Here is a 25,490-nt window from a genome sequence, read left to right on the forward strand (position 1 = left end):
AGCTTGATTTTTGTGAAAATTGAGAGTATACGATTTATGGATAAAACAGCTATAATAAAGGATGTGAGTTCAAAGAGGGAGCGTAATGAAATGGGGAGAAGGTATACATTTTGGGTTATGATTGGAATTGTTGCAATATCTGGACTTTCACAAGGTATGTTGTTGCCAGCAATTGCAATGATTTTTGAAAAGGAAGGGATTAGCTCAAGTTTTAATGGTATTCATGCTACGGCATTATATATTGGTATTCTTGTTATTTCACCTTGGCTTGAGAAACCGATGCAAAAGTTTGGGATGAAGCCTCTTATTGTAATTGGGGGCTTTATTGTTGTTGGAGCACTATTTTTATTTACACAAACATTTTCTTTTTGGGTGTGGTTTGTTCTTCGTTTTTTAGTTGGAGTAGGAGATCATATGCTTCATGTCGGGACGCAAACATGGATTACAACGACTGCAAGCCCGCATAAAGTAGGAAAACAAGTTTCCATTTACGGAGCATTTTTCGGTATTGGTTTTGCAATTGGACCATACCTAGCAAGTACAGTACAATATGGGATTACAACTCCGTTTATTGTATCGACAGTTCTTTGTTTAATAGGCTGGTTATTATTGATTCCGACGCAAAATACATTCCCGGATCAAGGTGAAGTGAATCAAGAAAGTGAATCTTCTTTGCAGCGCTATAAAAAAGTGTTGATGATTGGCTGGATTGCACTGCTTGCACCATTAGCTTATGGAGCATTGGAAGCGATGCTTAATAGTAATTTGCCTGTATACGCAATGCGGAAAGGTTGGTCAGTTGAACAAATTTCATTTTTATTACCAGCATTTGCTATAGGTGGAATTGTTACGCAAATTCCACTTGGTATGCTTAGCGATCGATTTGGAAGGGAGCGTATTCTAACATGGTCGTTTAGCATTAGTACATTGATTTTTCTATTAGCAGCTGTATTTGATGAGTATTATGGGTTTGTATTTGCGTTTATGTTAATTGGGGGTATGGTCATTGGATCATGTTTTTCACTGGGGCTCGGTTATATGACAGATTTATTACCAAGGCACTTACTACCAGCAGGAAACATTTTGTGCGGAATTGCTTTTAGTGTCGGAAGCATTACGGGTCCTGTATTAGGTGGACTGTTTATAGAGAAAATACAGTATACAAGCTTTTTTCTTGCTGTTATGATCGTCATGGCAGTTATATCGATTATTTATATGACATATATGAGAAGTCAATCAATGGTAAGGAAAGTAGAAAGTAGGTAAAACAATGACAAAACAATTAAAAAAGAAAAAATTTGAAGTATTACCAGATGAAACAATTGCGCAGTGTTTAGAGAGGATGGAAAAAGAAGGATATACACCTTCTCGTCGAATGGAAGAGCCTATTTTTCATGAGGTGAAAAGGGATGGGAAAACGGTTGTAGAGCCGTGTGGACGAAAAATAGTATTTGAAGGAAAGGTAAGATAGAAAGGTCTTGCAAAGGATCTTTCTATTTTTATTTTCTGAGTGGTATAAACAAGGTTATTTCTCGTTAATGCTGGATAAATAATTCTTTATAGAAAAAAATGTGCAAGTTTAAGAATTTACCACATATAATATATCGAAAGATCTTTCACCATTTTTCACCGAGGGGGCAATCATAATGAAATTTTTGTCTTACCTTACAGCAATTCTGGTGATTATTGGCGGTTTGAATTGGTTGTTTGTTGCGCTAGATTTTAATCTCGTAGAAAAACTTTTTGGTTCTGTACCAGCACTTGTTGACACCGTTTATTGGCTTTTTGGTCTTTCAGCACTGTATCAAATCTATGACCGTTTTTTTGCAAGTAATTAGCAATTATACAATTATCATTCAAAGTGTTAAGCAGACGTGCTTAACACTTTTTTTGTATTTTGATTCGCCTGTTTCAATGTTTAGAAGGATAGAAGGTGGAGGGGCTGCCCGTAAAAGTCCGATTTGTTAACCATCAGTGAGGGATGAAAAAACTCCCACTGATGGAAGTTTCACTTTATCCCGCATTAACGGACAGTAAGATCCTCACCTCAAGATTGTGAGGAACTCGAGGAAGATAGGTGAGGAGAACTGTCCGTAAAAGCCCGATTGGTTCAACTAACCATCAATGGGGGATGAAGAAACCCCCATTGATGGAAGTTTTACTTTATGAAAAATTACTTGTGCGAACGGTTCCAATACGTCTTAGAATAAAATGAGAAAAACAGTTTGACCGAGTATTTTATATGCGTTATAATTCAGAAAGTTTAAAAATTTTTAAATATAAAAGAAAGAGGAGAATGAGATGCATCGAGTATACAATTTTTCAGCTGGACCATCTATACTTCCAACACCTGTTTTAGAGCAAGTACAAAAAGAATTATTGAACTATCATGAAACAGGTATGTCTGTAATGGAAATGAGTCATAGATCTACAGCATTTCAGGACGTTATAGACGAAACGAAAACCCTACTTTGTGAATTAATGAATATCCCTAAAAATTATGAAGTGCTTTTTATACAAGGAGGCGCATCTTTACAATTCTCCATGATTCCACTAAATTTAATGCACCGACATCAGCAAGCAGCATATGTGCATACAGGTTCTTGGTCAAAAAAGGCGATTCAAGAAGCGGAAAAAATCGGAACTGTTTCGGTTGTTGCATCTTCAGAAAATGATCAATTTAAATCCATTCCAGAGATAAATAGCACACTTTTCTCTCGAAAAATAGATTATGTGCATATTACAACGAACAATACAATTGAAGGTACACGTTATGTTAATATTCCCGAAACAGGAGAAATCCCACTTGTTGCTGATATGTCTTCAAATATTTTATCCGAAGAGTATGATATAACAAAATTCGGCCTTATTTATGCCGGAGCACAGAAAAATTTAGGGCCTGCAGGATTAACAGTTGTTATTGTTCGTAAAGATTTAATCGGCTCTGCGAATTCTGCTTGTCCGACGATGCTAAACTATGAAACTTACAGTAAACATAATTCACTTTATAATACTCCACCATCTTTTAGCATTTATGTAACAAAGTTAGTTTTACAATGGCTGAAAGCGCAAGGCGGTGTGCAGGCAATAGAGAAAAGAAATCACGAAAAAGCAGCAATTTTATACAACTTTATAGATGAATCAAGTTTATTCACTTCACCAGTAAATGCTACGTATCGATCTTTAATGAATATTCCATTTACAACATCTTCAAATGAACGGGATGCATTGTTTATACAAGAAGCAAAAAAGCTTGGTTTTGAAACATTAAAAGGGCATCGTTCTGTTGGCGGTATGCGTGCTAGTATTTATAACGCAATGCCAATAGAGGGCGTACAAGCGCTTGTGGATTTTATGCATATATTTGAAAAGAAACACAAATAAGGGGATGAAGAAATGTTTCATATTCAAACGTTAAATCAAATTGCTGAAAAAGGGATTTCTACTTTTTCAACAGATACATATAGAGTAGGAGAAACAATTGAGCAGCCTGATGGTATTTTATTGCGAAGCTATTCATTGCATCATGAAGAGTTTTCTGAGCAGTTAAAAGCCATCGCCAGAGCAGGTGCAGGTGTAAATAACATACCAGTTGAGCGCTGTACAGAGAAAGGAATTGTTGTTTTTAATACACCAGGGGCTAATGCGAATGCGGTAAAAGAACTTGTGCTTGCAAGTTTAATTATGTCCTCTCGTAATATTGTAGATGGGGTTGTGTGGACAAAAGACTTGCAAGGGGAAGAGGTACCACAGCTTGTCGAGAAAGGAAAAAAGCAATATGTTGGTTCAGAGATTGCAGGAAAGCGACTTGGGATTATTGGACTAGGAGCAATTGGAGCTCTTGTTGCAAATGATGCTCTATCATTAGGAATGGATGTTGTTGGCTATGATCCATATGTTTCTGTTGAAACAGCTTGGCGGTTATCGAGACAAGTACAGCGGGCATTCAGTTTAGAGGAAATTTTTGCAACATGTGACTATATTACTTTGCACGTTCCGTTAGTAGAACAAACGCGAGGCATAATAAATGAACATGCATTTCAAGTAATGAAAAAGGGAGCTCGTATTTTAAATTTCTCTCGTGGAGAGCTTGTTGATGAAACGGTGTTAGAACAAGCACTTGAGGCGGGTATAGTGAAGCATTATATAACAGATTTTCCAAACGAGCGTGTGCTACAAATGAAAAACGTCATTGCAACGCCGCATCTCGGAGCATCTACGTCTGAGTCAGAAGAAAATTGTGCGGTTATGGCGTCTCGGCAGCTGCGAGACTTTTTAGAAACTGGAAATATTCGTAATTCGGTTAATTATCCCAATGTAGAACTGCCTTACATTGGAAAGAAACGGATTACAATTGCGCATCAAAACATTCCGAACATGGTGGGTCAAATTACAGCATGTTTGGCAGAGCATCATATTAATATTGCTGATATGATTAACCGTAGTAAAGGCTCTTTTGCATATACAATGATTGATATTGATAATGGTATAGATGAGTTTATTAAAGAAGATGTTGTTGCAACAATTAGAAACATTGCAGGTGTCGTAGCAGTTCGGATGATTGTATAAAGTGAAACTTCCATCAGTGGGGGCTTCATCCTCCACTGATGGTTAGTTGAACCAATAAGGCTTACTACCCGCCAATAGCGGGATAAAGGAGAGATTTCATTGGCAACAATTAAACCATTTCAGGCAATTCGCCCTGTACAAGAGCGCGCAAAAGAAGTGGCTGCTCTTCCATATGATGTACTCAATAGTAGTGAGGCAAGAGAAATTGCAAAAGATAATCCTTATTCATTTTTGCATATTGATAAGGCTGAAATTGACTTAAGTTCATCTATTTCACCTTATGATAACGCTGTGTATGAGAAAGCAAAGAAAAATTTACAACATATGGTTGAAACAGGTGTGCTTATACAAGAAGAGAAAGCATGTTTTTATATTTATGAACTTACAATGAATGGTCGTTCTCAAACTGGACTTGTTGTTTGTACATCGATTGATGAATATATGAACGACACCATTAAGAAACATGAGCGGACGAGAGCTGAAAAAGAAAAAGATCGCATTCGTCATGTTGATGTATGTAATGCTCATACAGGACCCATCTTTGTAACATATCGTGGGAAAAGTGAAATTGCAAATGTAATTGCGAATTGGAAAGCAACGCATAGTCCGGTTTATGAATTTACAGCAGACGATGCAATTAGGCATAAAGCATGGATTATTCATGAAGAAAGAGTCATCGCTACATTAATAGAACATTTTGAGGAAATACCTTCTTTATATATTGCTGATGGTCATCACCGCTCAGCATCTGCTGTGAAGGTTGGAATGATGCGCCGCGAAGCATATTCCAATTATACAGGTGATGAAGAATTTAATTACTTTTTATCTGTACTTTTCCCGAAAGATGAATTATCAATTTGGGATTATAATCGCATTGTAAAGGATATAAACGGATTATCAGAAGAACAATTCTTACAAGAAATATCTCAAGCTTTTTATGTAGAAAAAGCAAAAGTGGTACCATATAAACCAGCAGAGCGTCATACATTTGGGATGTATTTGAATAAGGTATGGTATAAGCTGACTGCAAAAGCAAACGTGTTTAATGCATATGATGTTGTAAAAAGATTAGATGTATCAATCTTACAAGAACAGTTGTTATATACAATTTTACAAATTGATGATCCTAGTACAAATGACAGAATTGATTTTGTAGGAGGAATACGCGGACTGAAAGAGCTAGAAAGAATGGTTGATGAAGAAGGGTGGACTGTTGCTTTTTCCATGTATCCAACAACAATGGAAGATTTACTGGATATTGCGGATGCGGGAGAAGTTATGCCGCCAAAGTCAACGTGGTTTGAACCGAAGCTTCGCAGCGGTTTATTTATTCATTCGTTAGAGTAGAAGAGGGGGCAGATTGCTTTCTCTTTTTTTCTTGCATATTTTGTATCAATCTTATAATGTAAAGTCGTACTAACTGAAGGAAAGGACTCGAGATATATGATACATATTTTATTAGCGGATGATGATTTACATATAAGAGAACTTCTACGTTATCACCTTCAAAAAGAAGGTTATACAGTGTGGGAAGCTGAAGATGGAAAAGTAGCACAGTCTATATTAGAGAAAGAAACAATTCATTTGGCGATTGTTGACATTATGATGCCGCATATGGATGGTTATACACTTTGTGAAGAAATTAGAAAATATTATGATATACCAGTTATTATGTTAACGGCAAAAGATCAATTAATAGATAAGGAAAAGGGCTTTTCTGTTGGAACGGATGATTATATTGTGAAACCGTTTGAGCCGGCGGAAGTATTATTTCGAATGAAAGCATTGTTACGTCGTTATCAAATGTTAAATGCAGATATTATTCAATTACATGGAACGACAATCGATCGGAAAAGCTATGAAGTACGTTGTCAAGAACAAACTATTTTATTACCGCTAAAAGAATTTGAGTTATTATCACAGCTTGCGAGTTATCCGGGACGAATTTTTTCTCGGGAAGAATTGATTGAACTTGTATGGGGAGTTGATTTTGCGGGAGATGAACGTACCGTAGATGTACATATTAAGCGATTGCGTGATCGTTTTTCTAAACGGACAGATGATTTTCAAATTAAGACGGTGCGTGGTCTTGGATATAAATTGGAGTTGAAATAAGATGCGATCATTATATTCACGATTTGTTATGATTTCTATTGTTATTATGTTAGCCAGTAGTGTAGTTGGTTTTTTATTATCGAATGTGTATTATCATATTTATTTGAAACCATATAACAGTGAAAAGATTTTAAAATACGCTCAAGAAGTTAAACATTTATATGAAAAGTCTGATGAACATAGTCGAGAGGAGTATTTACAATCTATTTCTAATCTTGGTTTTGAAATTTATGTTGTAGATGATCAAAAACAAGGGAAGCGATATGGGAATGCATTTCGAAAAATTAATGTGAATGAAGAAACAATAGAGAGTGTATTAAAAGGGCACACATATAATGGTATTTCAACGTACCCTGCACGGTTATTTATAACCGGTTTTTTTGATAATGAGCTTTTAAATAGTATTGGGATTCCGATTCAACATGATGGGAAAAACTATGCGCTCTTTATTCGTCCTGATATTCAACAGCAATTTGGAGAAATGCGCATTTTCTTTGCTGTATTAATATGTTTAACTGTTGGATTAAGTATTATTTGTATTGTAATTGCAGCACGGTTTATTGTACGTCCTATTCAACTTTTTACGAGTGCAACTAAGAAAATTGCAAATGGAGAGTATGAAATAGCCCTGCCAGAATATCGAAAAGATGAAATTGGAACACTGGCTGTCAGTTTTCGTAAAATGGCAAAAAGCTTAAAGGACTTAGATCGGATGCGGCAAGAGTTTGTTTCAAACGTTTCGCATGAGTTTCAATCACCTCTTGCGTCAATTCAAGGATTTTCGAAGACCTTACAAACAAATGATATGAGTGAATCAGAACGTAAGCGTTATTTGAAAATTATTGAATCAGAAAGTAGACGTATGTCTAGTTTGTGTAAACAATTATTAACGCTTGCATCTTTAGATAAAGAAGAACAAGTTTTGGATAAGAAAATGTTTGATGCTGGAAAGCAAATAAGAGATGTTATTTTTATGTTAGAGTGGCAATGGCGTGAAAAAGATGTCGCGATTGAATTGGATGTTCCAAGTATACAAGTATGTGGAGATGAAAATTTGCTTCATCAAGTGTGGACAAATTTATTGACGAATAGCATTAAATTCACAGAAAGTGGCGGGACCATTTCATTTTACGGAGAAGAGAAAGAAACGGAATTATATTTTTCTATCTCTGACACAGGACTAGGTATGAGTGAGGAGGAGATAGAAAAGGTTTTTGAGCGATTCTACAAAGTTGATGAAGCACGAAATAGAACAATAGAAGGAAGTGGACTAGGTCTTTCAATTGTGAAAAAAATTGTTGATCTTCATGAAGGAACTATTACTGTACATAGTATAAAAGGAGAAGGTACCACGTTTACAATTCAGCTTCCAAAAGCGTAAAAGGATTCTACAAATTATGTAATGGTTTCGATTTGAAGATACAAATAATAACTAAGTGTACCATTTAGCAGTACATGATTCACTTAGCTAACAATAAAAAGGAGCAAATTGTGCTCCTTTTTTATTTTGGTATGTATCTACGGGTAATAAAAATAATGAGAATTCCGGATTTTGATAAGGGGTATTTGGATAAAAATACTATGTATTGTTAGTTCTAGATACAGAGGATATGAGAAATCATGATATTATATTCTTTTGTAAATGAATTCACGATATAGTTCAAATCCATTTTTTGCGTAAAATTGTTTTGCCGTAGTATTAGCAAGCCCGTAGTCTAGTTCTTTCTATTATATTTTATTTGGAGTTAAAGGATAAAGCTGTTAATGAAACAGCAATAGGAATTTTGTCAATTAAAGCTATAATGTATGGTATAGTGAGAAAGTATGTTTGCAGAAGAGGAAGGAGATATAAACATGATTACATCTGCGCAAACTCCTTCATTAACAGAGACGATGAAAGAGTGGCATCAAGCGTTAACATATGAAATTAAACATTGGAAAACAATTGGTGGAAGTAAACTATCCATTATAAATGGACGTTTTTTATATACAGACTATGAAAGTAGTGTATATGTATTTCAGCTTATTTCTGAAGTGAGTTTACCAGACGGAACACCAATTCGAATTGAATTTGACGGTGAGGAAGCAACTGGAGAAGTATTATCTGTTCAAGGGCTAGACATTGAAGTGAAACTCAATTGTTATATGCAGCAACATATACAAGAAGCGGCGTTATATAGTGAACCATGGCAACTGTTAGAACAGTTGCAAGAGCGTTTAAAAGAAGTGAGAAAGGATAAACAAAGACGTCAGCGCGTGAAACGGTTATTACGGGGTGATAGTGAGCCAAAGCATATTGTGAAAATGAAAAAAGTGAAAAATGAACTTGCATATCGTGCTTTTTATAATGCAACAACGTACATCTGGGGACCTCCGGGTACAGGGAAATCATATAATTTATCGCGAATTATTGCAGCTCATTATCAAAGTGGAAAATCTGTTCTTGTATTAGCTCATAGTAATGCTGCGGTTGATGTATTAATGAGTGAAGTAACAAAGCAAATTGAGAAAAAAGAGAAGTGGGTACCAGGAGACGTTATTCGTTATGGTTTTAGTCAAAATGAACAAATCTGGAATCATGAAACGTTACTTACTACGCGATTAGTTGAATCAACAAATGAAGATTGGGAAGAAGAGCGGCTGTATTTAGAAGAATTAAGACAAGAATTAAGACAAAAAATCCTCTCTTATAAAGCAACTTCTTCCGAAAAACGAAGAATGCAAGAAATAGAAGGAGAACTTCGGAAGCAAAAAGCAAAAGTGAAGGAAGTTGAAAAAGAGTATATTGAAAATGCAAAAGTCATTGGGGCGACATTATCGAAATGTGCAATCGATTCACTTGTTTATGAAAGAACATTTGATCTTGTGGTCGTCGATGAAGTAAGTATGGCATATGTTCCGCAAATAGCATTGGCAGCTTCTTTAGGAAAGCGGATTGTCGTTTGCGGAGACTTTCTACAATTACCACCGATTGCTTTATCAAATCATGAGCTTGTGAATAAATGGTTAAAAGAAGATATGTTTTATCATGCAGGTATAGTAGAATCCGTAAACGAGCACAAAAAGCATCTGAATTTATACATGCTGCAAGAGCAGCGTCGCATGCATCCGCATATTTCAAGTTTTACAAATGAGTTTATTTATAAAAATGAAGTGTTCGACCATCCATCTGTTGCAGCACGAAACGATATTGCAAATTTACAGCCTTTCATGAAGGAAGCGGCAGTTTTAATGGATACAAGTAGTATCGGTGCTTATTCATTAAAAGATGTTGCATCTAGCTCACGTTATAATATTTTTTCTGGACTATTAGCGATGCAACTTGTGTTAATTGGTTTAGTGGATGGAATACCGTCAATTGGTATCGTTACACCATACCGTGCTCAGGCACGTTTTTTATCAACGTGTATCCGAGAATTTCTTCAAAAAACAAAGTTCAAAAATGCACCTGTACTAGCAGCGACAGTTCACAAATTTCAAGGGTCTGAACGTGATATGATTTTATTCGATACAGTTGATAGTTATCCGCAAGAACGGCCAGGTGTATTATTCTTTGATCAAAAAAACCATCGACTCGTTAATGTTGCAGTAACGAGAGCGAGAGGGAAATTTATTCAGTTATCAGATTGCCAATATATGAAGCGAAATCTTTCACGAAAACAAGCCTTATCTTATTTAACACAGCACTTACAAAAGCAAGGAGATGTGTATGATCGTACAACATCAAGAACGTTTCTAGAGCGGAAGATTACAAAAAGATTACGTTGGTTTGTACAAACGAGTGCTGAAGAACCGAGGGCATTATTAAAAGACATTGTTTCAGCAAAAAAGAAAATTATTGTATCCATACCGAATTCAAGCCGCATGGATAAGAGGATTTGGCAAGCATTAGCACATGCAGAAGCAAGTGTTATCCTATATACAGAAGGTGCAATTCCGATAAAAAACGTACAAGCGCGTCGTCAAAACAAAGTAATGCCATTCATTATCATTGACGATGAAATAATGTGGGCAGGTGCTCCATTAACAGCTCATATGATATTTGATGGTAGTCCAGAATTTCCATATATAACAGCGAGACTACAAGCTCCGCAAACAATTGGAGTATTAAAAGGATTTTTAGATATAAAAATATAAAATTATTATTGAAGAATCATTATTAGAATAAGATTAAACGAGAATTCCTCAGACGAAAAATTGTCTGAGGTTATTTTCGTTGATTATTATTTTGAAAATTCGTAAGATTAATATTATTATATAGTTGAGACGAAAAGAAATGAGGATTGTCCTGTGAAGATAGTATATAACCGAGCAATATTACAATTATTATCTGTAAAAGATGCACGTTTATTGTATTCTATTATTGAAAAACACCCAGATATTTGGACATATTTAATAACAAATTACATGTACAATTTAAAACAGATACTCACAATGAAAACTCACAGCGGGCTATTGAAAGATTAGGTGCAGTAAAAGAAGGTATTCTGTGAAATGAACACCAACTTCCAAATGGATATGTGAGGGATGCTGTTGTGTATAGTGTTATCTCAGAAGATTGGTCAAGTGTAAAAGAACGATTAGAAAATAAATTAATGAGTGTAAAATGTAAGTAGGAGGAAACAGATGCCATATATAGAAACAGAACGCTTAAAAATGATATCTTTCACATTAGAATTAGTAGAGGCTACAATAAAAGGGACTGAAGAGCTTTCAAAAATAATCCCTTACCAAATTGCTAGTCAATGGCCAATGCCTGATTATGCGGAAATTTTACCGTGGAAAGCAGAACGATTACTTAAAAATCCAGATAGTAGTCAATGGAGTGGTCTTATTATTCATAAAGAAGATCAGACAATTATTGGCGATATGGGATGTAAAGGTAGTCCGGATGTGAATGGGATCGTTGAAATTGGATATAGTATTGTCCCAGATTACCAAGGAAAAGGCTATGCTACAGAAATGACAAAAGGCCTTGTACAATGGTTATTAAACCAGCAAAATGTAACGACGATTAAAGCGGAATGTTTAACAAGTAACACTGCTTCTGCAAGAGTGTTAGAGAAATCAGGTTTTTGTTGTGTATTACAGGAAAAACATATGAAATATTGGATTTTGAAATAGTAGTTCAAGAGAAATGCCTTCTAATCAATTTATCAAGACCTAAAATATAAAAAGTCATAAAAATAAGGGGTGTTACATATTATACATGACTAATATGTATCATCCCTTTACTTCTTGTTCCACAAACGCGCCCGATTGTGGAAGGTTACAATAAGTGTTCATTGATAGGTTATGTGTATATCGACACGTGAAGCAGCTGCAGATATAAAAATATTGAGAAGTTAGTATGGTGAGAGATGATGACTAAGGATAAGGTAATGTCGCAAATTGTTACTGATTCGTAATTTTGGGATATATTTTTATTTTCTTAATAAAAACAGTAAATAAATATGGTAAAATTCACCTGGGAAGAACTTTAATTTAAAAGGAGGGTGACAAAATATGAATAAGAATTACATATGGATAGCTTTAATTATAAGTTTCTTAGTGGTTGCACCATTTAATTGGTTTCTTCCAAATACTTCTCTATTCCTAGTGATTATCAGAATGTTAACTAAATTATTCTTGTATTTCTTTGGAATATTGCTAACACTTAACTTACTACAATATTTAAAAAATAGAACAAACCACGAGAAACAAATTATTAAACTTCTTGAAGAAATTAAGAATTCAATAGGGCATAAAGAGAAATAATCCTCCGATAAATTGAAAAAGCCCGTAGAGCTCAAATTGTGGAATGTGCGATTGAGACAATTTGCTGAAGTGGGTTATGCACAAGCCTCTTTAGGACAAATCGCTAAACGCGCAAAAATAAGTAAGGGGATTATTTCTTATCACTTTACAAACAAAGAGGAACTTCTCGAGCAAGTTGTAACTAATTACTATATAGCTTGCCAGTCCTTTATTTGTCCTCAAATTGAAGCTCAAACGTCCCCAAGAAAGAATGCTTCAAACGTATATTGAATCCAATCTGAAATTTATAGATGAAAATCGAAAGCATGTATTCGTTGTTATAGAAATTGTTTCGAATGAAAGAACAGATGAAGGCAAACTTCGGTTTGCAGCAGACCATGATGAAACTATTTTTCTTCCCATTGAAAATATAAATCCCGATCTTAACGTTAAAGATTACACTAAAGAGCTTATCACAATCTTTGAGCAGGCATCACCCTAGGGAGGGGAAGTACATGATATTTTATGAGGTTATTTGTTTTTGTTGTAAAAATGTATTTCGGGTATATGAAGGAACTGAAAAATATAAGCAATTCAAGAAAAATCCGAAAGGGAAATATTGTTGTGACGAATGTAATCATAAAATACAACTTGAAGCAATAAAACATTTTTTTAGATAGTGGTAATATCTACTACTCAATTTTGCTAGTATATATAATGTCCAATTGTTTCCCATTTTTGTTACGCTAACGGGTGCTTTAATTGAATAAAGGACAATACATAGTAGTCATATACAATATGTATTGTCCTTTATTTATTTGGATTTTTTAAATTTAGGTCTTGATAACTGCATTAGAAGCCATTTTTTCTTACAAAACTATTACGTATTTTATATACTTTTGTTTCAGCGTTCCATTCTGTAAAAAAATTCGCTACAATATAGAAGTATGAGAATTTGAGAGAAATATAAGTTGTTATTATTATAAGTAGACCACGAATGTAAGTGTGAAATATAAAAACCACTTTTTTATTGAAAAGCCTTTTATAAAACTGCTATGAGGAAAAACACCTTCTTTCAAATCAATTCAAATAATAAATTGAACAAACATTCGATTATATGAATTTTTATATAAAGTATGTATGAAATACGGGGGCTGTAATGTTATGAAGAAAAAAAGAAGTATAAAAATAAGGGTGGTACAGGCACTCTTATTTATACTTGGTTCAATTATTGTCTTTGTCAGCTATGCGGCGTATGATATTTGGCATTATCGTTCTAAGACAGATCAAGTTGATACGGATGCTGCAATTGTATTAGGAGCCGCGTCGTGGAATGGAAAACCGTCTCCAGTATTTCGTGAGAGAATTAATCATGCCATTTCTCTTTATCAGAATGGGAACGTTAAAAAAATTATTTTTACAGGTGGTACGAAATTTGAAACGGAATTAGAAGAAGCGCGTACTGCGAAAATATATGCATTAAAGCATAATGTAAAAGAGGAAGATATTTTAATTGAAACGGAATCACGTTATACAGAAGAGAATTTAAAAAATGCTCTGCAAATTGGAAACGAACATGGCTTACAGACTTACACAATTGTAAGCGATCCACTTCATATGAAACGAGCGATGCAAATTGCAAAACATCTTGGTATGGATGCATATTCTTCACCAACGCCAACGTCTGCTTATCGTAGTCTAGACACAGAGTTACCTTTCTTTTTCAAAGAGCTATGCTCTTATATTGGTTATGTTGCATCCTTGCCTGTTCGCTTTTTAAAAGGTGATTAAAAAGGAAGATTTCCTAATGTTTTTAGGAAATCTTTTTTGTGTTTAAAGCATTGTTTTTTCATCGGAATAGTGTAATAATTGAAATGCAGATTAATATGTTTAAGGGAAAGAATGTATATAGTGAAACATCCATCAGAGGGGTTTTTACAGTTCATTAGTGTGGGATAACTAAAGTAGCTAAAGAGAACAGTGTGCATATAATTTTAGCATGAAATAGAGGGGGCTGATGAAATGGAGTTTGTAAGAACGAGAGAGCAACGAGAGCGATTAAGTAAATTACAACCATATATCACTCTATTCTCAAATAGAGAACAGCAGTTAGATGAATTATATTCATTTCCTTTTGAAAATATAGAAGATTTAAAAGGGATTGGATATACAGCATGGACTGTTCCGCATGACGAAGGCGGGGCAGGGATATCTCTGTATGATTTTTTACTATTTCAAGAATATATTGCACAAGGTGATGGGGCAACAGCATTATGTATGGGCTGGCATCTTGGAATTATACAAGAACTTTCAGAAAATCGCTCATGGGATAAGAAGCTGTTTTCTTGGCTTTGTGAGAAAGTGAAAGACGGGGCCCTTGTAAACCGAGCAGCAACGGAACGAAATACGGGCAGTCCAACACGAGGAGGAAAGCCGGAGACAACAGCTATTCAAAAGGGAGATACCTGGATGATTTCTGGTAGGAAAACATTCACAACAATGGCACCGGTATTAGATTACTTTCTCGTTTCAGCATTTATAGAAGGGACAGAGGAAGTAGGGGAATTTCTTGTCCCGCGTAATACAGAGGGTGTTTCAATTGAAGAAACGTGGGATAGTGTAGCTATGCGCGGGACAGCAAGTCATGATCTAATTTTAGAACAAGTAGTGGTTCCGCATAAATACTTTGTAGAGATTATTTCTCCGCGTAGGATGACAAAGAGAAGAGGATGGCTGCTGCATATTCCAGCTTGTTATCTTGGCATTGCACAAGCTGCACGTCGGTATGCCTTGCAATTTGCAGCAACGTATCAACCGAATAGTTTACAAGCACCTATAGCAACGGTGCCAAATGTTCAAAGATTAATAGGAGAAATGGAATTAGAAATGATGCAAGCCCGTTCTTTCTTATATAGTGTTGCAAAGCAGTATGAAGAAGGAAGTAAAGAAAGTTTGCAAGCAGAGATGGCCGCGGTGAAGTATACTGCGACAAATACGGCAATTTCTATTGTAGATAAAGCGATGCGTATTGTCGGAGCCAGAAGTTTATCTGAGAAAAATCCGTTACATCGCTATTACTTACACGTACGTGCTGGACTTCATAATCCTCCGATGGATGATGCGACAATTTCACTATTAGCGCAGTATGCCTTGCAAGATTTTGAAACTGAAAAATAGGCACTGTTTTTCCTTTTCGTATATAATAAGGGCAAGTGATGTATGAAAAGGAGAATACATATGTTAGAAGTCATTGCAACATGTTTAGAAGATGCAAAACGGATTGAACGTGGTGGTGGAGAACGGATAGAGTTAATTACAGCATTTACAGAAGGCGGGCTTACACCAAGCTATGCATTAATAAAAAATGTAATAGAAGCCGTTACCATTCCTGTACATGTAATGATTCGTCCACATGCAAAATCTTTCGTATATTCTAAAGAGGAAATTGAGTTAATGAAAGAGGATATTCGTATCGCAAAACAACTTGGCGCAACTGGTGTTGTTTTAGGTGTTTTGAATGGAGATAATAAAATTGATGAAGAAAAATTAGGACAGTTATTAGAAGTAGTAGATGAAATGAATGTGACGTTTCACCGAGCAATTGATGAAATGACGGATTTAGTAGGAAGCGTAAAAATATTGCGGAAATTTAATAAGATTACACATATTTTAACATCTGGTGGACAAGGGAAAATAGAAGATAACATTTCTGTTTTACGTGGTATGAATCAAGCAAGTGAGGGACAAATACAAATCGTTGTTGGCAGTGGTGTGACGAAAGAGAATGTGCAGCAATTGTTACACGATACTGGAATTACACAAGCTCATGTTGGTACAGCAGTGAGAGAAGGAAAATCGTGTTTTGGTGAAGTTGTCGTTCAAAATGTACAAGAAATTGTAAAACTGACTAGTTGTTAAAGGAGATATCTAGATGAAAAAGAATGAGATCGTGTCATGGGTTAAAAGTATAGCTCTAGCTTTGGTTATTGCATTTGTTTGTCGTGCATTTTTGTTTACACCGTCGCTTGTGCAGGGAGAATCCATGATGCCAACGCTAGAAAATAATGAGAGAATGGTTGTGAATAAAATTGGATATAGTCTACAAGGATTAGATCGTTTTAATATCATTGTCTTTCACGGGAATGAAGGTCATGATTTAGTAAAACGAGTAATTGGTTTACCTGGAGATACAATTGAGTATAAACATGATGTTTTATATGTAAATGGTAAGCCAGTTGCTGAACCATATTTAGATGAATATAAAAAGCAACTATCTGGAGGGGAGCTAACTCCTGACTTTACGTTAGAAGAGATAACTGGAAAGAAAACAGTTCCTGAAGGTTATGTATTTGTACTGGGAGATAACCGTCAAGTATCTAAGGATAGCCGAGCATTTGGTTTTGTTTCTGAAAAACAAATTGTTGGGAAAGGTTCAGTGGTATTTTGGCCACTGCAGCATGCTAGAGCATTATAGTAGTTTATAAAAAAAGCAACTAAACTCATTTAGAGTTTGATTGCTTTTTTTATTTTTATTAATAATAAAGATAAAAAATGTATTGTTTGAATTAAGAGAATATTTTATAATTTAAAACAGATATTTCATTTCGAAAATCGGAATAAGCGTTCTGAAATACGGAACGGAGGGGGACTTCATGAGTTATAACAAAACAGCAGTGAAAACAATGAACATTTTAGAATTATTTTATGAGCATGACACGTTAACATTAGCTGAGATGGTGAGATTGACTGGTATGCCTAAAACATCAGTACATCGTCTTATTGGATCTCTTGAAGAAATGGGTTTGTTGCAAAAAACAATAGATGGTGCATACAAGTTAGGATTTGTTTTTTTACGATTTGGTCAGCTTGTTTCAGAGCGGTTATCTTTACGGAAAATTGCGAAGCCTTATATGGAAAAATTACAAAAAGAAATTGGACAAGCAGTTAATTTAATTATTCAAGATGGTGATGAAGCCATTTATATTGAAAAAATTGACGGGGATCAACCTGTACGTGTATATACAGCAATTGGACGGCGAGCTCCGCTGTATGCTGGAGCGTGTCCACGTATTTTACTTACATATTTTTCAAAAGAAGAACAAGAAAATTATATAAAAAATACAACATTTGTTGCACTTGCAAAGGGCACGGTTACAGATGAAAATGAACTACGTGATATGCTGCAAACTGCAAAGGATAACGGTTATACCATTAGTTATTCAGAACTTGAAAATCATACAGCGGCTATAGCTGCTCCGATTTTTGGAAGTGATGATATGATAGTTGGTGGTATGAGTATTTCGGGTCTAGAAGCTGAGTATGATGAAACAGTAATTATAAAATGGATTGAAAATCTTATTCGAACAACGAAACAAGTATCAATAGAATTAGGGTGGAGAGAAAAGAAAGTAGGGGAATAATGGAGTTTTCAGCATTAGGTGATCAAGCGATTGTCGTTACATTTGGACAGAAAATCAATATGGAAACTTATAAGCAAGTACAATCTTTATTTGAAGCGTTACAAAACGTACCGTTTGTTGGGATGATAGAATGTGTTCCTTCTTATACATCTGTGACAATTTATTATGATGCCTACACATTGTATAGGGAGAAAAAGATAAATGATTCGCCGTATGACTATGTTTGTTATCATGTGCAGTCACTTTTACAAGGTGAGAATGATAAGAAAATAAAAGAATATGAATATATATCCATTCCGGTTTGTTACGGAGGGGAATATGGTCCTGATTTGGAAGAAGTAGCAAAGTATCATGGGCTAACAATAGAAGATGTAATTCGTATTCATAGTGAATCCACTTATTTTGTTTATATGCTCGGTTTCACACCAGGATTTCCTTATTTAGGAGGTATGCCGCAACGGATTGCAACTCCACGAAAGCATACACCGCGATTAAAGATTCCAGCTGGATCTGTTGGAATCGGTGGAAGTCAAACAGGTATATATCCACTTGAAACACCAGGCGGATGGAATATTATCGGACGCACACCGCTTTCCTTATTTCGTCCTCAAAAAGTACCGCCTACTTATCTACAAAGTGGTATGTATTTACGTTTCATCCCCATAACAGAAACAGAATTTCAACAATGGGAGGATGAGAATGTATGAGCATAGAGGTGCTACAACAAGGAATGTTGACAACTGTACAAGATTTAGGAAGACATACATATCAACAATACGGTGTACCAGTTGGCGGAGCGATGGACATATTTGCACTTAGAATTGCAAATATGTTAGTTGGAAATGCAGAAGGAGAAGCTGGATTAGAAATTACGATTATTGGGCCGAAACTGTTAATAAAGCAGACGACATTAATTGCAATTGGCGGTGCGAATATGGAACCACTTTTAAATGGAAAACGAGTTCCATTGTGGCGCCCGGTATTAGCAAAAGAGGGAAGTATGCTTTGTTTTAAGAAGATTCAGTCAGGATGTAGAGCATATGTAGCATTTGCTGGTGGAATTCATGTTCCAGATGTAATGAAGAGCAAAAGTACGTATATGCGAGCTAATTTAGGTGGATTGGAAGGTCGTGCTTTACAAAAGGGTGATCAATTCCAAATAGGTTCACCTTCTCTTTGGGCAAAACGTGTTATTCAGCAGCTTGTAAATGAAAAACGAGATACAACGATGTGGGGAGTAAATTCTAGTTGTTTACCAAACTATCATCATTGTCCGAAGATTCGTGTCGTGGAAGGATTAGAGTTTGAAAAGTTTACGGAAGAGAGTCGTCATACTTTTTTTACAAAGCAATTTAAAGTTTCCAATTATGCAGATCGAATGGGGTACCGTATAGATGGGGAGCAGGTAACGGTAGAGGGGAAATTAGAGTTGCTATCAGATACTGTGACGCATGGGACAATCCAAGTACCACCTGAAGGACAACCTATTATATTAATGGCAGATCGTCAAACGACAGGTGGATATCCGCGAATTGCCAATGTAATTTCAATTGATATACCGCTGCTTGCACAATTAAAGCCAGGAGATTATCTTTCGTTTTCGAAAATTTCAGTAATAGAAGCACAGCAGCTATATATAAAACAAGAACAAACAATGTATCTTTTAAAAATGTTCATTAAGCTTAAAGGAGAAAAAGCATGAATGTAGTGGATTTAAATTGTGATTTAGGAGAAAGTTTTGGAGTATATAACATAGGAAATGATGATGCGATTCTACCTTATGTTTCATCGGTAAACATTGCTTGTGGATTTCATGCTGGTGATCCTTCAGTTATGCATAGTACTGTTGCAAAAGCGCTAGAACATAATGTTTCAATAGGTGCACATCCAGGCTTACCAGACCTTATTGGTTTTGGAAGAAGAATGATGCGTGTTTCACCAGATGAAGTGTACGATTATATGATTTATCAAATCGGGGCATTAGATGGGTTTATTCGTGCATTGGGTGGAAAAATGAATCATGTTAAACCGCACGGTGCGCTCTATAATCTAGCAGCAGTAAATTCAGAAATCGCAGATGCTATTGCAAAAGCTATTTATAAAGTAAATCCAGATCTGCTTTTATTCGGATTAGCAAGTAGTGCATTTTTGCGTGCAGGAGAAAAATATAACCTTCGTGTTGTACAAGAGGTATTTGCAGATCGAACATATCAAAGTAATGGGACCTTAACAAATCGTGCAGAATCGAATGCATTGATTACAAATAAAGAAGATGCAATAAGACAAGTATTGCAAATGGTACAAAAAGGTAATGTTCAGGCTGTTGATGGGACTATCGTTTCAATTGCAGCACATACAATTTGTATTCATGGGGATGGCGTGCATGCTGTTGATTATGCGAAAAGCATTTACAATGCACTGCAGCAAGCACAAATTAACATTTGTGCACCGTAACACGTAAAAAAGATAGGGGGTTTATATATGGTGAAATTGATTGGAATTTTACTTGTAGCAGTTGGTTTTTTATTTCGACTTAATACATTGTTAGTTGTTATGGTAGCTGGAATTGTAACAGGGATGGTATCCGGTATGTCATTTCATGAAGTGATAAGTCTATTTGGAAAATTCTTTGTAGAAAATCGATATATGTCTATGCCAATTTTATTAACACTTCCAGTTATTGGGATTTTAGAACGTTACGGATTGAAAGAACGAGCGGAAGCACTGATTACAAAATCAAAAGGAGCAACGACGGGACGCGTTCTTCTATCGTATTTTACCATTCGCGAAGCAACTGCAGCGATTGGGCTTAACATTGGAGGACATGCACAAACAGTAAGACCACTTGTTGCACCAATGGCAGAAGGAGCAGCGCAGGCTCGTTATGGAAAACTTCCAGAGAAGTTAAAAGAAAAAATTAAAGCATCTGCAGCAGCTGCAGAAAATACAGCATGGTTTTTTGGAGAAGATATTTTTATTGCAACAGGAGCTATTTTATTAATGAAAGGATTTTTTGATTCTGTCGGCATGCATGTTGATGTGTGGGATATGGCACTTTGGGGGATTCCAACAGCAATTTCCGCATTTATTGTAAGTTGGATTCGTTTTCGTCAAATTGATAGACATATAGACGACGTCATGAAACAAGAAGCGAATCAAAATAAGGAGGCGATGTAGCGTGAAATTAATTACACTTGATACAATTTATTATCTACTTGGTATTATTGTTGCTTTTATTGCAATTCGTGTTGCTTTTGATCGTCAACATCCGAACCGTTTTGGCTCTAGTTTGTTTTGGGCGTTGTTTGCTATTACATTTTTATTTGGAAGTATCATGCCCTCGTTTTATGTCGGTTGTCTCGTTTTAATTATGGTTATTTTAGCATCATTAAACAAAGTAACAAAATCAAATGAACAAGAAGCACCAGTAGAAGAGCGTGTAAAACATGCAGCAAAATTAGGAAATAAAATTTTCATGCCAGCTATTTTAATTCCTTTGTTTACTATTATCGGAACGCTCACTCTTGGGAAGCTGAAGTTTGGAAATATATTTGTTGTGGATCCTGAAAAAGTAACACTAATTGCACTAGCATTAGGTGCATTAGTTGCCTTTGCTTTTGCGATGGCCATTACAAAAGCAAAAGTGACAGAGCCAGTTCAAGAAGGAAGTCGTTTACTACAAGCGGTCGGATGGGCCGTTATTTTACCACAAATGCTTGCTGCTCTTGGCGGTATATTTGCTAAGTCTGGAGTTGGACAGGTAGTGGCGGATTTAGTTGGACAAGTATTGCCGACTGAATATCCATTCGTGGCTGTCATGGCATATTGCTTAGGAATGATGTTATTTACAATGGTAATGGGAAATGCGTTCGCTGCTTTTGCTGTTATTACAGGTGGGATTGGATTGCCTCTTATTGTTCAAATGCACGGAGGAAACCCAGCAATTATGGCAGCGCTTGGTATGTTTGCTGGTTATTGCGGCACATTGTTAACGCCGATGGCTGCTAACTTTAACATTGTTCCGGCAATGTTGTTAGAGCTTAAAGATAAAAATGCTGTTATTAAAGCGCAAGCGCCAGTTGCCGTCGCTATTTTTATAATTAACATGCTTGTTATGTACGTACTTGTATATCGATTTTAAAGGAGGGAGGATTGATGAAAAAAATTTTATTAACAGGATTTGAACCATTTGGAGGAGAAAAAATCAATCCTGCTTGGGAAGTTGCTAAACAACTTGATCAAAAGAGAATAGGTGAATATACAATCGTTAGTAAACAAATTCCTACTGTTTTTCACACATCCTTACAAATGTTAGAATTTTATATTGATGAAGTAGATCCAGCTCGTGTGGTGTGTATTGGACAAGCAGGAGGACGTTCCGATATTACAGTGGAGCGCGTTGCAATTAATGTAGATGATGCAAGAATTCCTGATAATAAAGGAAATCAGCCGATTGATATACCAGTGATTGAGGATGGTCCAGTGGCGTATTGGTCAACACTTCCCATAAAAGCAATTGTGAAGCAACTTCGTGAAGGGGGAATTCCAGCATCTGTTTCCCAAACAGCAGGGACGTTTGTCTGTAATCATCTTTTTTACGGACTTATGCACATACTAGCAAAAAGGGAAAATCGTATTTCTGGTGGTTTTGTACATATTCCGTTTTTACCAGAACAGGCGAGTGCGTATCCTGGACAACCGAGCATGTCGCTTTCTAACATTACAAAAGGAATAGAGCTTTTAATACAAACAGCTTTGGAAGTAGAAATAGATATAGTAGTAGCAGAAGGTACAACGCATTAAGAGAAAATTTCCAAGTTGCTGCATATGCCTGTTATAATGAAAGAAGAAATATACATAGAGGTGAATGTTGTGCAGCATTATGGAGAAGTGCGTTCTATCATTGACAATGCTAAGAAGATTACGGTGTTAACTGGAGCAGGTGCAAGTACAGAGAGTGGGATTCCAGACTTTCGATCAGCAAACGGTTTGTATGCGGATGCAAAAGTAGAAATGTATTTATCAAGAGGATATTATAATCGCAACCCGAAAGATTTTTGGGAACATTATAAAGCAATCTTTCAAATCGAAACATTTCATCAATATAAACCGAATAAAGGACATACGTTTGTTGCACAGTTAGAAGAAAGTGGAAAAGATGTTGTTGTTTTAACACAAAATATTGATGGACTTCATCAATTGAGCGGGAGTAAACGTGTCATTGATTTACATGGTACACTGCAATCTGCTCATTGTCCGAAGTGCGGTATAAAGTATAACTTGCAATATATGATTGAACATGAAGTGCCGCGTTGTGAGAAGTGTAATTTCATTTTAAATCCTGATGTTGTGTTATATGGAGACACATTGCCTCAATTTCAAACAGCTGTTGAACGCTTGTATGAAACAGATGTATTGCTTGTGATGGGAACATCATTAAAAGTACAGCCTGTAGCGTCATTCCCACAAATAGCGAAACGAGAGATAGGGGCAACGACGATCCTTATTAATGACGAGCGAACAGGACAAGAGTCGTATTTTGATTATACGTTTCATGTAACAATAGGCGAATTTGTGAATGGATTTTTAGCAGGTGGAGTAGACAAGGAAGAGTAAATGAAACTAAGGCTAAAAAAGTGTATGCCAAATTAGTTTTAAAAGGATATATAGTGCCCAACTAGCGAATGTATTAACCTAAGAGAATAAGAAGCAGTAACAAATAACGCATGGTTGTTTCCTTTATCCATGCGTTATTTGTTCTTTTATTTAGGAATCAATTCACAATAAGAGAGTTGCTTATTATGAAAATCAAGTTTTTTATCCCATAAAAGCTCGATTGGTTCAACTAACCATCAGTAGGGGATGAAAAAAACCCATCGATGGAAGTTTCACTTTATATTATTTTTTTAGCGATAAACCATAAACAATCGTTTCACTTGGTGTTGTAATTTTAAAGCCTGTGCTGTAATCTAGCGTCATTGTATTTCCGATATAATCTTTTGTGAAGTCATTGATTTGAATAACAAGTTGTTCGTCTTCAAATACGACATCATTTGCATGATATTCATCGACAATTAAATCGATATTCACATAGACAGTACAAGTGTTGCCTATACTTCCTCTTACTCTAATAATTGTTTTACCTTCGTTTTGTAATTGTTGCAGTTTTTCTCTTGCTGTATTTGTAACACAAATGTTCATGCAATCCCTTCCTTTTCTTAAATACTCATTCTATTATGGCAAAAATATAATAAACCGGCTACTCGGACACATAAGAAAACCTATCAACTTTCGTTAAACATACTATGATAATAAGAGGATATTATGTCTATTATGAAGGCATTCCTGTAATCCCTGTGATAAAGTACCTTAAGTATCTGGATGTCACAGGGAAAAGTAGCAGCACACAGAAGAAATACTGTTATTCGTTAAAACGGTATTTCCTGTATTTGCAGGATACAGGGAATGGGTCGAAAAAATTGAAAGCCAAGACACAGGGCATGCACCTATAATCTTTTTAAGAATATGCTAAATCACATATAACCGAAGGGGGGCTGGCTTATTATGTCTGAGCATTTTGGGTTTGTAGAAAAGTGCGATACAGTTCCAATCGAATTTCCCCCGCAATACCAACCTCAGCAGCCGGGTATTGAATCTTTGATGATTCCAAGACCTATCTCCGAAAATCCTAATTATTCTGGAAGCAACAAACTATTGAACAAAGTCGCCATCATTACTGGGGGAGACAGCGGGATCGGCCGGGCTGTCTCCATTGCTTTCGCAAAAGAAGGGGCGGATATTGTAATTGTTTATTTAAATGAGCATGGGGATGCATCCGAAACAAAAGACAGAGTGAACCAATTGGGCAGACAATGCCTGACAATCGCAGGTGATATTGGGGATGACGGGTTTTGTCATTATGTCGTTAAAAAGACAATAGAAGCATTTGGCCATCTTGAAATCCTGGTCAATAATGCGGGAGAAGGACATGCACAAGCAAGTATCAGCGACATTTCAGCAGAGCAGCTCAAACGTACTTTTAAAACAAACATTTTTTCATATTTTTATTTAACACAAGCAGCCATGCCCTATTTAAAAAATGGAAGCTCTATTATCAATACGGCTTCACTCGCCGCATACAATGGACTTGAGCCCGCAATTGATTATGCCGCTTCCAAGGGGGCTGTCGTTGCATTTACCCGCTCGTTAGCATTATCAGTCATTAATCAAGGAATCCGGGTCAATGGCGTTGCTCCAGGGCCTGTATGGACTCCTCTTATCCCTTCAAGCACTCCGCCGGAAATTTATGCAACATTTGGAAGCATTACGCCAATGAAACGTACTGCACAACCTTTTGAACTGGCCCCTGCCTATGTTTATTTGGCGTCGGACGACTCCTCATATATGACAGGACAAATTCTTCATGTAAACGGTGGAGTGATTATAAATGGATAAGAGTAAATCCCTTCGATTCAAACGATATTAAACCTGCCAGCAGATTGTGAAGAAATGTACTTAAAATAACGGGTGTTTTTGTTTAATGCCAGATAAAAGGAGAACACATATTATACATGAATAATATGTGTTCTCCTTTATTTTTAAGGATTTTTATAATTTAGGTCTTGATAATAAATTTTGATAGGTTGTTAT

At 35.9% G+C, this 25,490-nt stretch carries 28 protein-coding genes and 2 pseudogenes; 29 read left to right on the forward strand and 1 reads right to left on the reverse strand.

What is annotated here, in order from left to right; translation table 11 throughout:
* Window positions 1-90: 90 nt before the first annotated feature.
* The 27 genes and pseudogenes from LRP84_RS17940 to LRP84_RS18070 all read left to right on the forward strand — a co-directional run bounded on the left by LRP84_RS17940 (window position 91) and on the right by LRP84_RS18070 (window position 23,456).
* A complete protein-coding gene (locus tag LRP84_RS17940; RefSeq protein ID WP_230576322.1) occupies window positions 91-1,266 on the forward strand; it encodes an MFS transporter in 1,176 nt (391 codons plus the stop codon).
* Window positions 1,267-1,270: 4 nt separating this feature from the next.
* Window positions 1,271-1,471, forward strand: coding sequence for an NETI motif-containing protein (locus tag LRP84_RS17945; RefSeq protein WP_230576323.1), 201 nt, complete (start codon window positions 1,271-1,273; stop codon window positions 1,469-1,471).
* A 175-nt stretch (window positions 1,472-1,646) separates the two neighbouring features.
* Window positions 1,647-1,838 (forward strand): DUF378 domain-containing protein, encoded by a 192-nt coding sequence (locus LRP84_RS17950; protein ID WP_230576324.1) that lies wholly within the window; start codon window positions 1,647-1,649, stop codon window positions 1,836-1,838.
* A 463-nt stretch (window positions 1,839-2,301) separates the two neighbouring features.
* The gene (gene serC / locus LRP84_RS17955; protein ID WP_230576325.1) at window positions 2,302-3,384 is read left to right on the forward strand and encodes a 3-phosphoserine/phosphohydroxythreonine transaminase; all 1,083 of its coding nucleotides are present in this window, start codon (window positions 2,302-2,304) and stop codon (window positions 3,382-3,384) included.
* Window positions 3,385-3,396: 12 nt separating this feature from the next.
* Window positions 3,397-4,569 (forward strand): phosphoglycerate dehydrogenase, encoded by a 1,173-nt coding sequence (locus LRP84_RS17960; RefSeq protein ID WP_230576326.1) that lies wholly within the window; start codon window positions 3,397-3,399, stop codon window positions 4,567-4,569.
* Between the two features lie 99 nt (window positions 4,570-4,668).
* Window positions 4,669-5,916: a DUF1015 domain-containing protein gene (locus LRP84_RS17965; RefSeq protein WP_230576327.1), complete on the forward strand. Its 1,248-nt coding sequence runs from the start codon at window positions 4,669-4,671 to the stop codon at window positions 5,914-5,916.
* Between the two features lie 96 nt (window positions 5,917-6,012).
* Window positions 6,013-6,684: a response regulator transcription factor gene (locus tag LRP84_RS17970; protein WP_098310774.1), complete on the forward strand. Its 672-nt coding sequence runs from the start codon at window positions 6,013-6,015 to the stop codon at window positions 6,682-6,684.
* A gap of 1 nt (window position 6,685) precedes the next feature.
* Entirely contained in the window at window positions 6,686-8,065 is a 1,380-nt protein-coding gene (locus LRP84_RS17975; protein WP_230576328.1) for a sensor histidine kinase, read from the forward strand.
* Window positions 8,066-8,508: 443 nt separating this feature from the next.
* Window positions 8,509-10,821 (forward strand): AAA domain-containing protein, encoded by a 2,313-nt coding sequence (locus tag LRP84_RS17980; RefSeq protein WP_230576329.1) that lies wholly within the window; start codon window positions 8,509-8,511, stop codon window positions 10,819-10,821.
* 153 nt (window positions 10,822-10,974) lie between these two features.
* The gene (locus tag LRP84_RS17985) at window positions 10,975-11,151 is read left to right on the forward strand and encodes a hypothetical protein (RefSeq protein WP_230576330.1); all 177 of its coding nucleotides are present in this window, start codon (window positions 10,975-10,977) and stop codon (window positions 11,149-11,151) included.
* A pseudogene (locus LRP84_RS17990) lies at window positions 11,088-11,300 on the forward strand (GNAT family N-acetyltransferase); the annotation flags it as partial. The gene LRP84_RS17985 and the pseudogene LRP84_RS17990, both read left to right, overlap by 64 nt.
* 10 nt (window positions 11,301-11,310) lie before the next feature.
* Window positions 11,311-11,808, forward strand: a complete 498-nt coding sequence (locus LRP84_RS17995) for a GNAT family N-acetyltransferase (RefSeq protein ID WP_230576331.1) — start codon at window positions 11,311-11,313, stop codon at window positions 11,806-11,808.
* Window positions 11,809-12,189: 381 nt separating this feature from the next.
* On the forward strand, window positions 12,190-12,441 hold the full coding sequence (locus tag LRP84_RS18000) for a hypothetical protein (RefSeq protein WP_230576332.1): 252 nt from the start codon (window positions 12,190-12,192) through the stop codon (window positions 12,439-12,441).
* Window positions 12,442-12,492: 51 nt separating this feature from the next.
* Window positions 12,493-12,711, forward strand: coding sequence for a TetR/AcrR family transcriptional regulator (locus tag LRP84_RS18005; protein ID WP_230576333.1), 219 nt, complete (start codon window positions 12,493-12,495; stop codon window positions 12,709-12,711).
* Between the two features lie 224 nt (window positions 12,712-12,935).
* Window positions 12,936-13,100, forward strand: a complete 165-nt coding sequence (locus LRP84_RS18010) for a DUF2197 domain-containing protein (RefSeq protein ID WP_230576334.1) — start codon at window positions 12,936-12,938, stop codon at window positions 13,098-13,100.
* 484 nt (window positions 13,101-13,584) lie between these two features.
* Window positions 13,585-14,211 carry a YdcF family protein gene (locus tag LRP84_RS18015; protein ID WP_437438791.1) on the forward strand — a complete coding sequence of 209 codons (627 nt, stop codon included), beginning with the start codon at window positions 13,585-13,587 and terminating at the stop codon, window positions 14,209-14,211.
* Window positions 14,212-14,442: 231 nt separating this feature from the next.
* Window positions 14,443-15,597 (forward strand): acyl-CoA dehydrogenase family protein, encoded by a 1,155-nt coding sequence (locus LRP84_RS18020; protein ID WP_230576336.1) that lies wholly within the window; start codon window positions 14,443-14,445, stop codon window positions 15,595-15,597.
* Window positions 15,598-15,657: 60 nt separating this feature from the next.
* Window positions 15,658-16,338 carry a copper homeostasis protein CutC gene (locus LRP84_RS18025; protein WP_230576337.1) on the forward strand — a complete coding sequence of 227 codons (681 nt, stop codon included), beginning with the start codon at window positions 15,658-15,660 and terminating at the stop codon, window positions 16,336-16,338.
* 13 nt (window positions 16,339-16,351) lie between these two features.
* Window positions 16,352-16,894, forward strand: coding sequence for a signal peptidase I (lepB, locus tag LRP84_RS18030; protein ID WP_230576338.1), 543 nt, complete (start codon window positions 16,352-16,354; stop codon window positions 16,892-16,894).
* Window positions 16,895-17,072: 178 nt separating this feature from the next.
* Window positions 17,073-17,840, forward strand: coding sequence for an IclR family transcriptional regulator (locus LRP84_RS18035; protein ID WP_230576339.1), 768 nt, complete (start codon window positions 17,073-17,075; stop codon window positions 17,838-17,840).
* Window positions 17,840-18,547, forward strand: coding sequence for a 5-oxoprolinase subunit PxpB (gene pxpB, locus LRP84_RS18040; RefSeq protein ID WP_230576340.1), 708 nt, complete (start codon window positions 17,840-17,842; stop codon window positions 18,545-18,547). The genes LRP84_RS18035 and pxpB overlap by 1 nt, the downstream gene beginning before the upstream one ends.
* The gene (locus tag LRP84_RS18045) at window positions 18,544-19,542 is read left to right on the forward strand and encodes a 5-oxoprolinase subunit C family protein (RefSeq protein ID WP_230576341.1); all 999 of its coding nucleotides are present in this window, start codon (window positions 18,544-18,546) and stop codon (window positions 19,540-19,542) included. Before pxpB ends, LRP84_RS18045 begins: the two co-directional genes overlap by 4 nt.
* Window positions 19,539-20,294, forward strand: a complete 756-nt coding sequence (gene pxpA / locus LRP84_RS18050; protein ID WP_230576342.1) for a 5-oxoprolinase subunit PxpA — start codon at window positions 19,539-19,541, stop codon at window positions 20,292-20,294. The genes LRP84_RS18045 and pxpA overlap by 4 nt, the downstream gene beginning before the upstream one ends.
* Before the next feature lie 27 nt (window positions 20,295-20,321).
* Window positions 20,322-21,017: a DUF969 domain-containing protein gene (locus LRP84_RS18055; protein ID WP_230576343.1), complete on the forward strand. Its 696-nt coding sequence runs from the start codon at window positions 20,322-20,324 to the stop codon at window positions 21,015-21,017.
* A 1-nt stretch (window position 21,018) separates the two neighbouring features.
* Window positions 21,019-21,981: a DUF979 domain-containing protein gene (locus LRP84_RS18060; RefSeq protein WP_230576344.1), complete on the forward strand. Its 963-nt coding sequence runs from the start codon at window positions 21,019-21,021 to the stop codon at window positions 21,979-21,981.
* Window positions 21,982-21,995: 14 nt separating this feature from the next.
* Window positions 21,996-22,643, forward strand: coding sequence for a pyroglutamyl-peptidase I (pcp, locus tag LRP84_RS18065; protein WP_230576345.1), 648 nt, complete (start codon window positions 21,996-21,998; stop codon window positions 22,641-22,643).
* Between the two features lie 69 nt (window positions 22,644-22,712).
* Window positions 22,713-23,456 (forward strand): NAD-dependent protein deacylase, encoded by a 744-nt coding sequence (locus LRP84_RS18070; protein WP_230576349.1) that lies wholly within the window; start codon window positions 22,713-22,715, stop codon window positions 23,454-23,456.
* A gap of 282 nt (window positions 23,457-23,738) precedes the next feature.
* Here the strand turns inward: LRP84_RS18070 and LRP84_RS18075 are convergent, their stop codons facing one another.
* Window positions 23,739-24,041, reverse strand: coding sequence for an iron-sulfur cluster biosynthesis family protein (locus tag LRP84_RS18075; RefSeq protein ID WP_230576346.1), 303 nt, complete (start codon window positions 24,039-24,041; stop codon window positions 23,739-23,741).
* Between the two features lie 104 nt (window positions 24,042-24,145).
* On the opposite strand from LRP84_RS18075, the pseudogene LRP84_RS22675 reads away from it, so the two are divergent.
* Window positions 24,146-24,325: pseudogene (locus tag LRP84_RS22675) on the forward strand (hypothetical protein); the annotation flags it as partial.
* A 79-nt stretch (window positions 24,326-24,404) separates the two neighbouring features.
* On the forward strand, window positions 24,405-25,295 hold the full coding sequence (locus tag LRP84_RS18080) for an SDR family oxidoreductase (protein ID WP_230576347.1): 891 nt from the start codon (window positions 24,405-24,407) through the stop codon (window positions 25,293-25,295).
* Window positions 25,296-25,490: the final 195 nt, after the last annotated feature.

The sequence above is a fragment of the Bacillus rhizoplanae genome, from assembly GCF_917563915.1.
In the GTDB taxonomy this organism is placed as follows: Bacteria; Bacillota; Bacilli; order Bacillales; family Bacillaceae_G; genus Bacillus_A; species Bacillus_A rhizoplanae.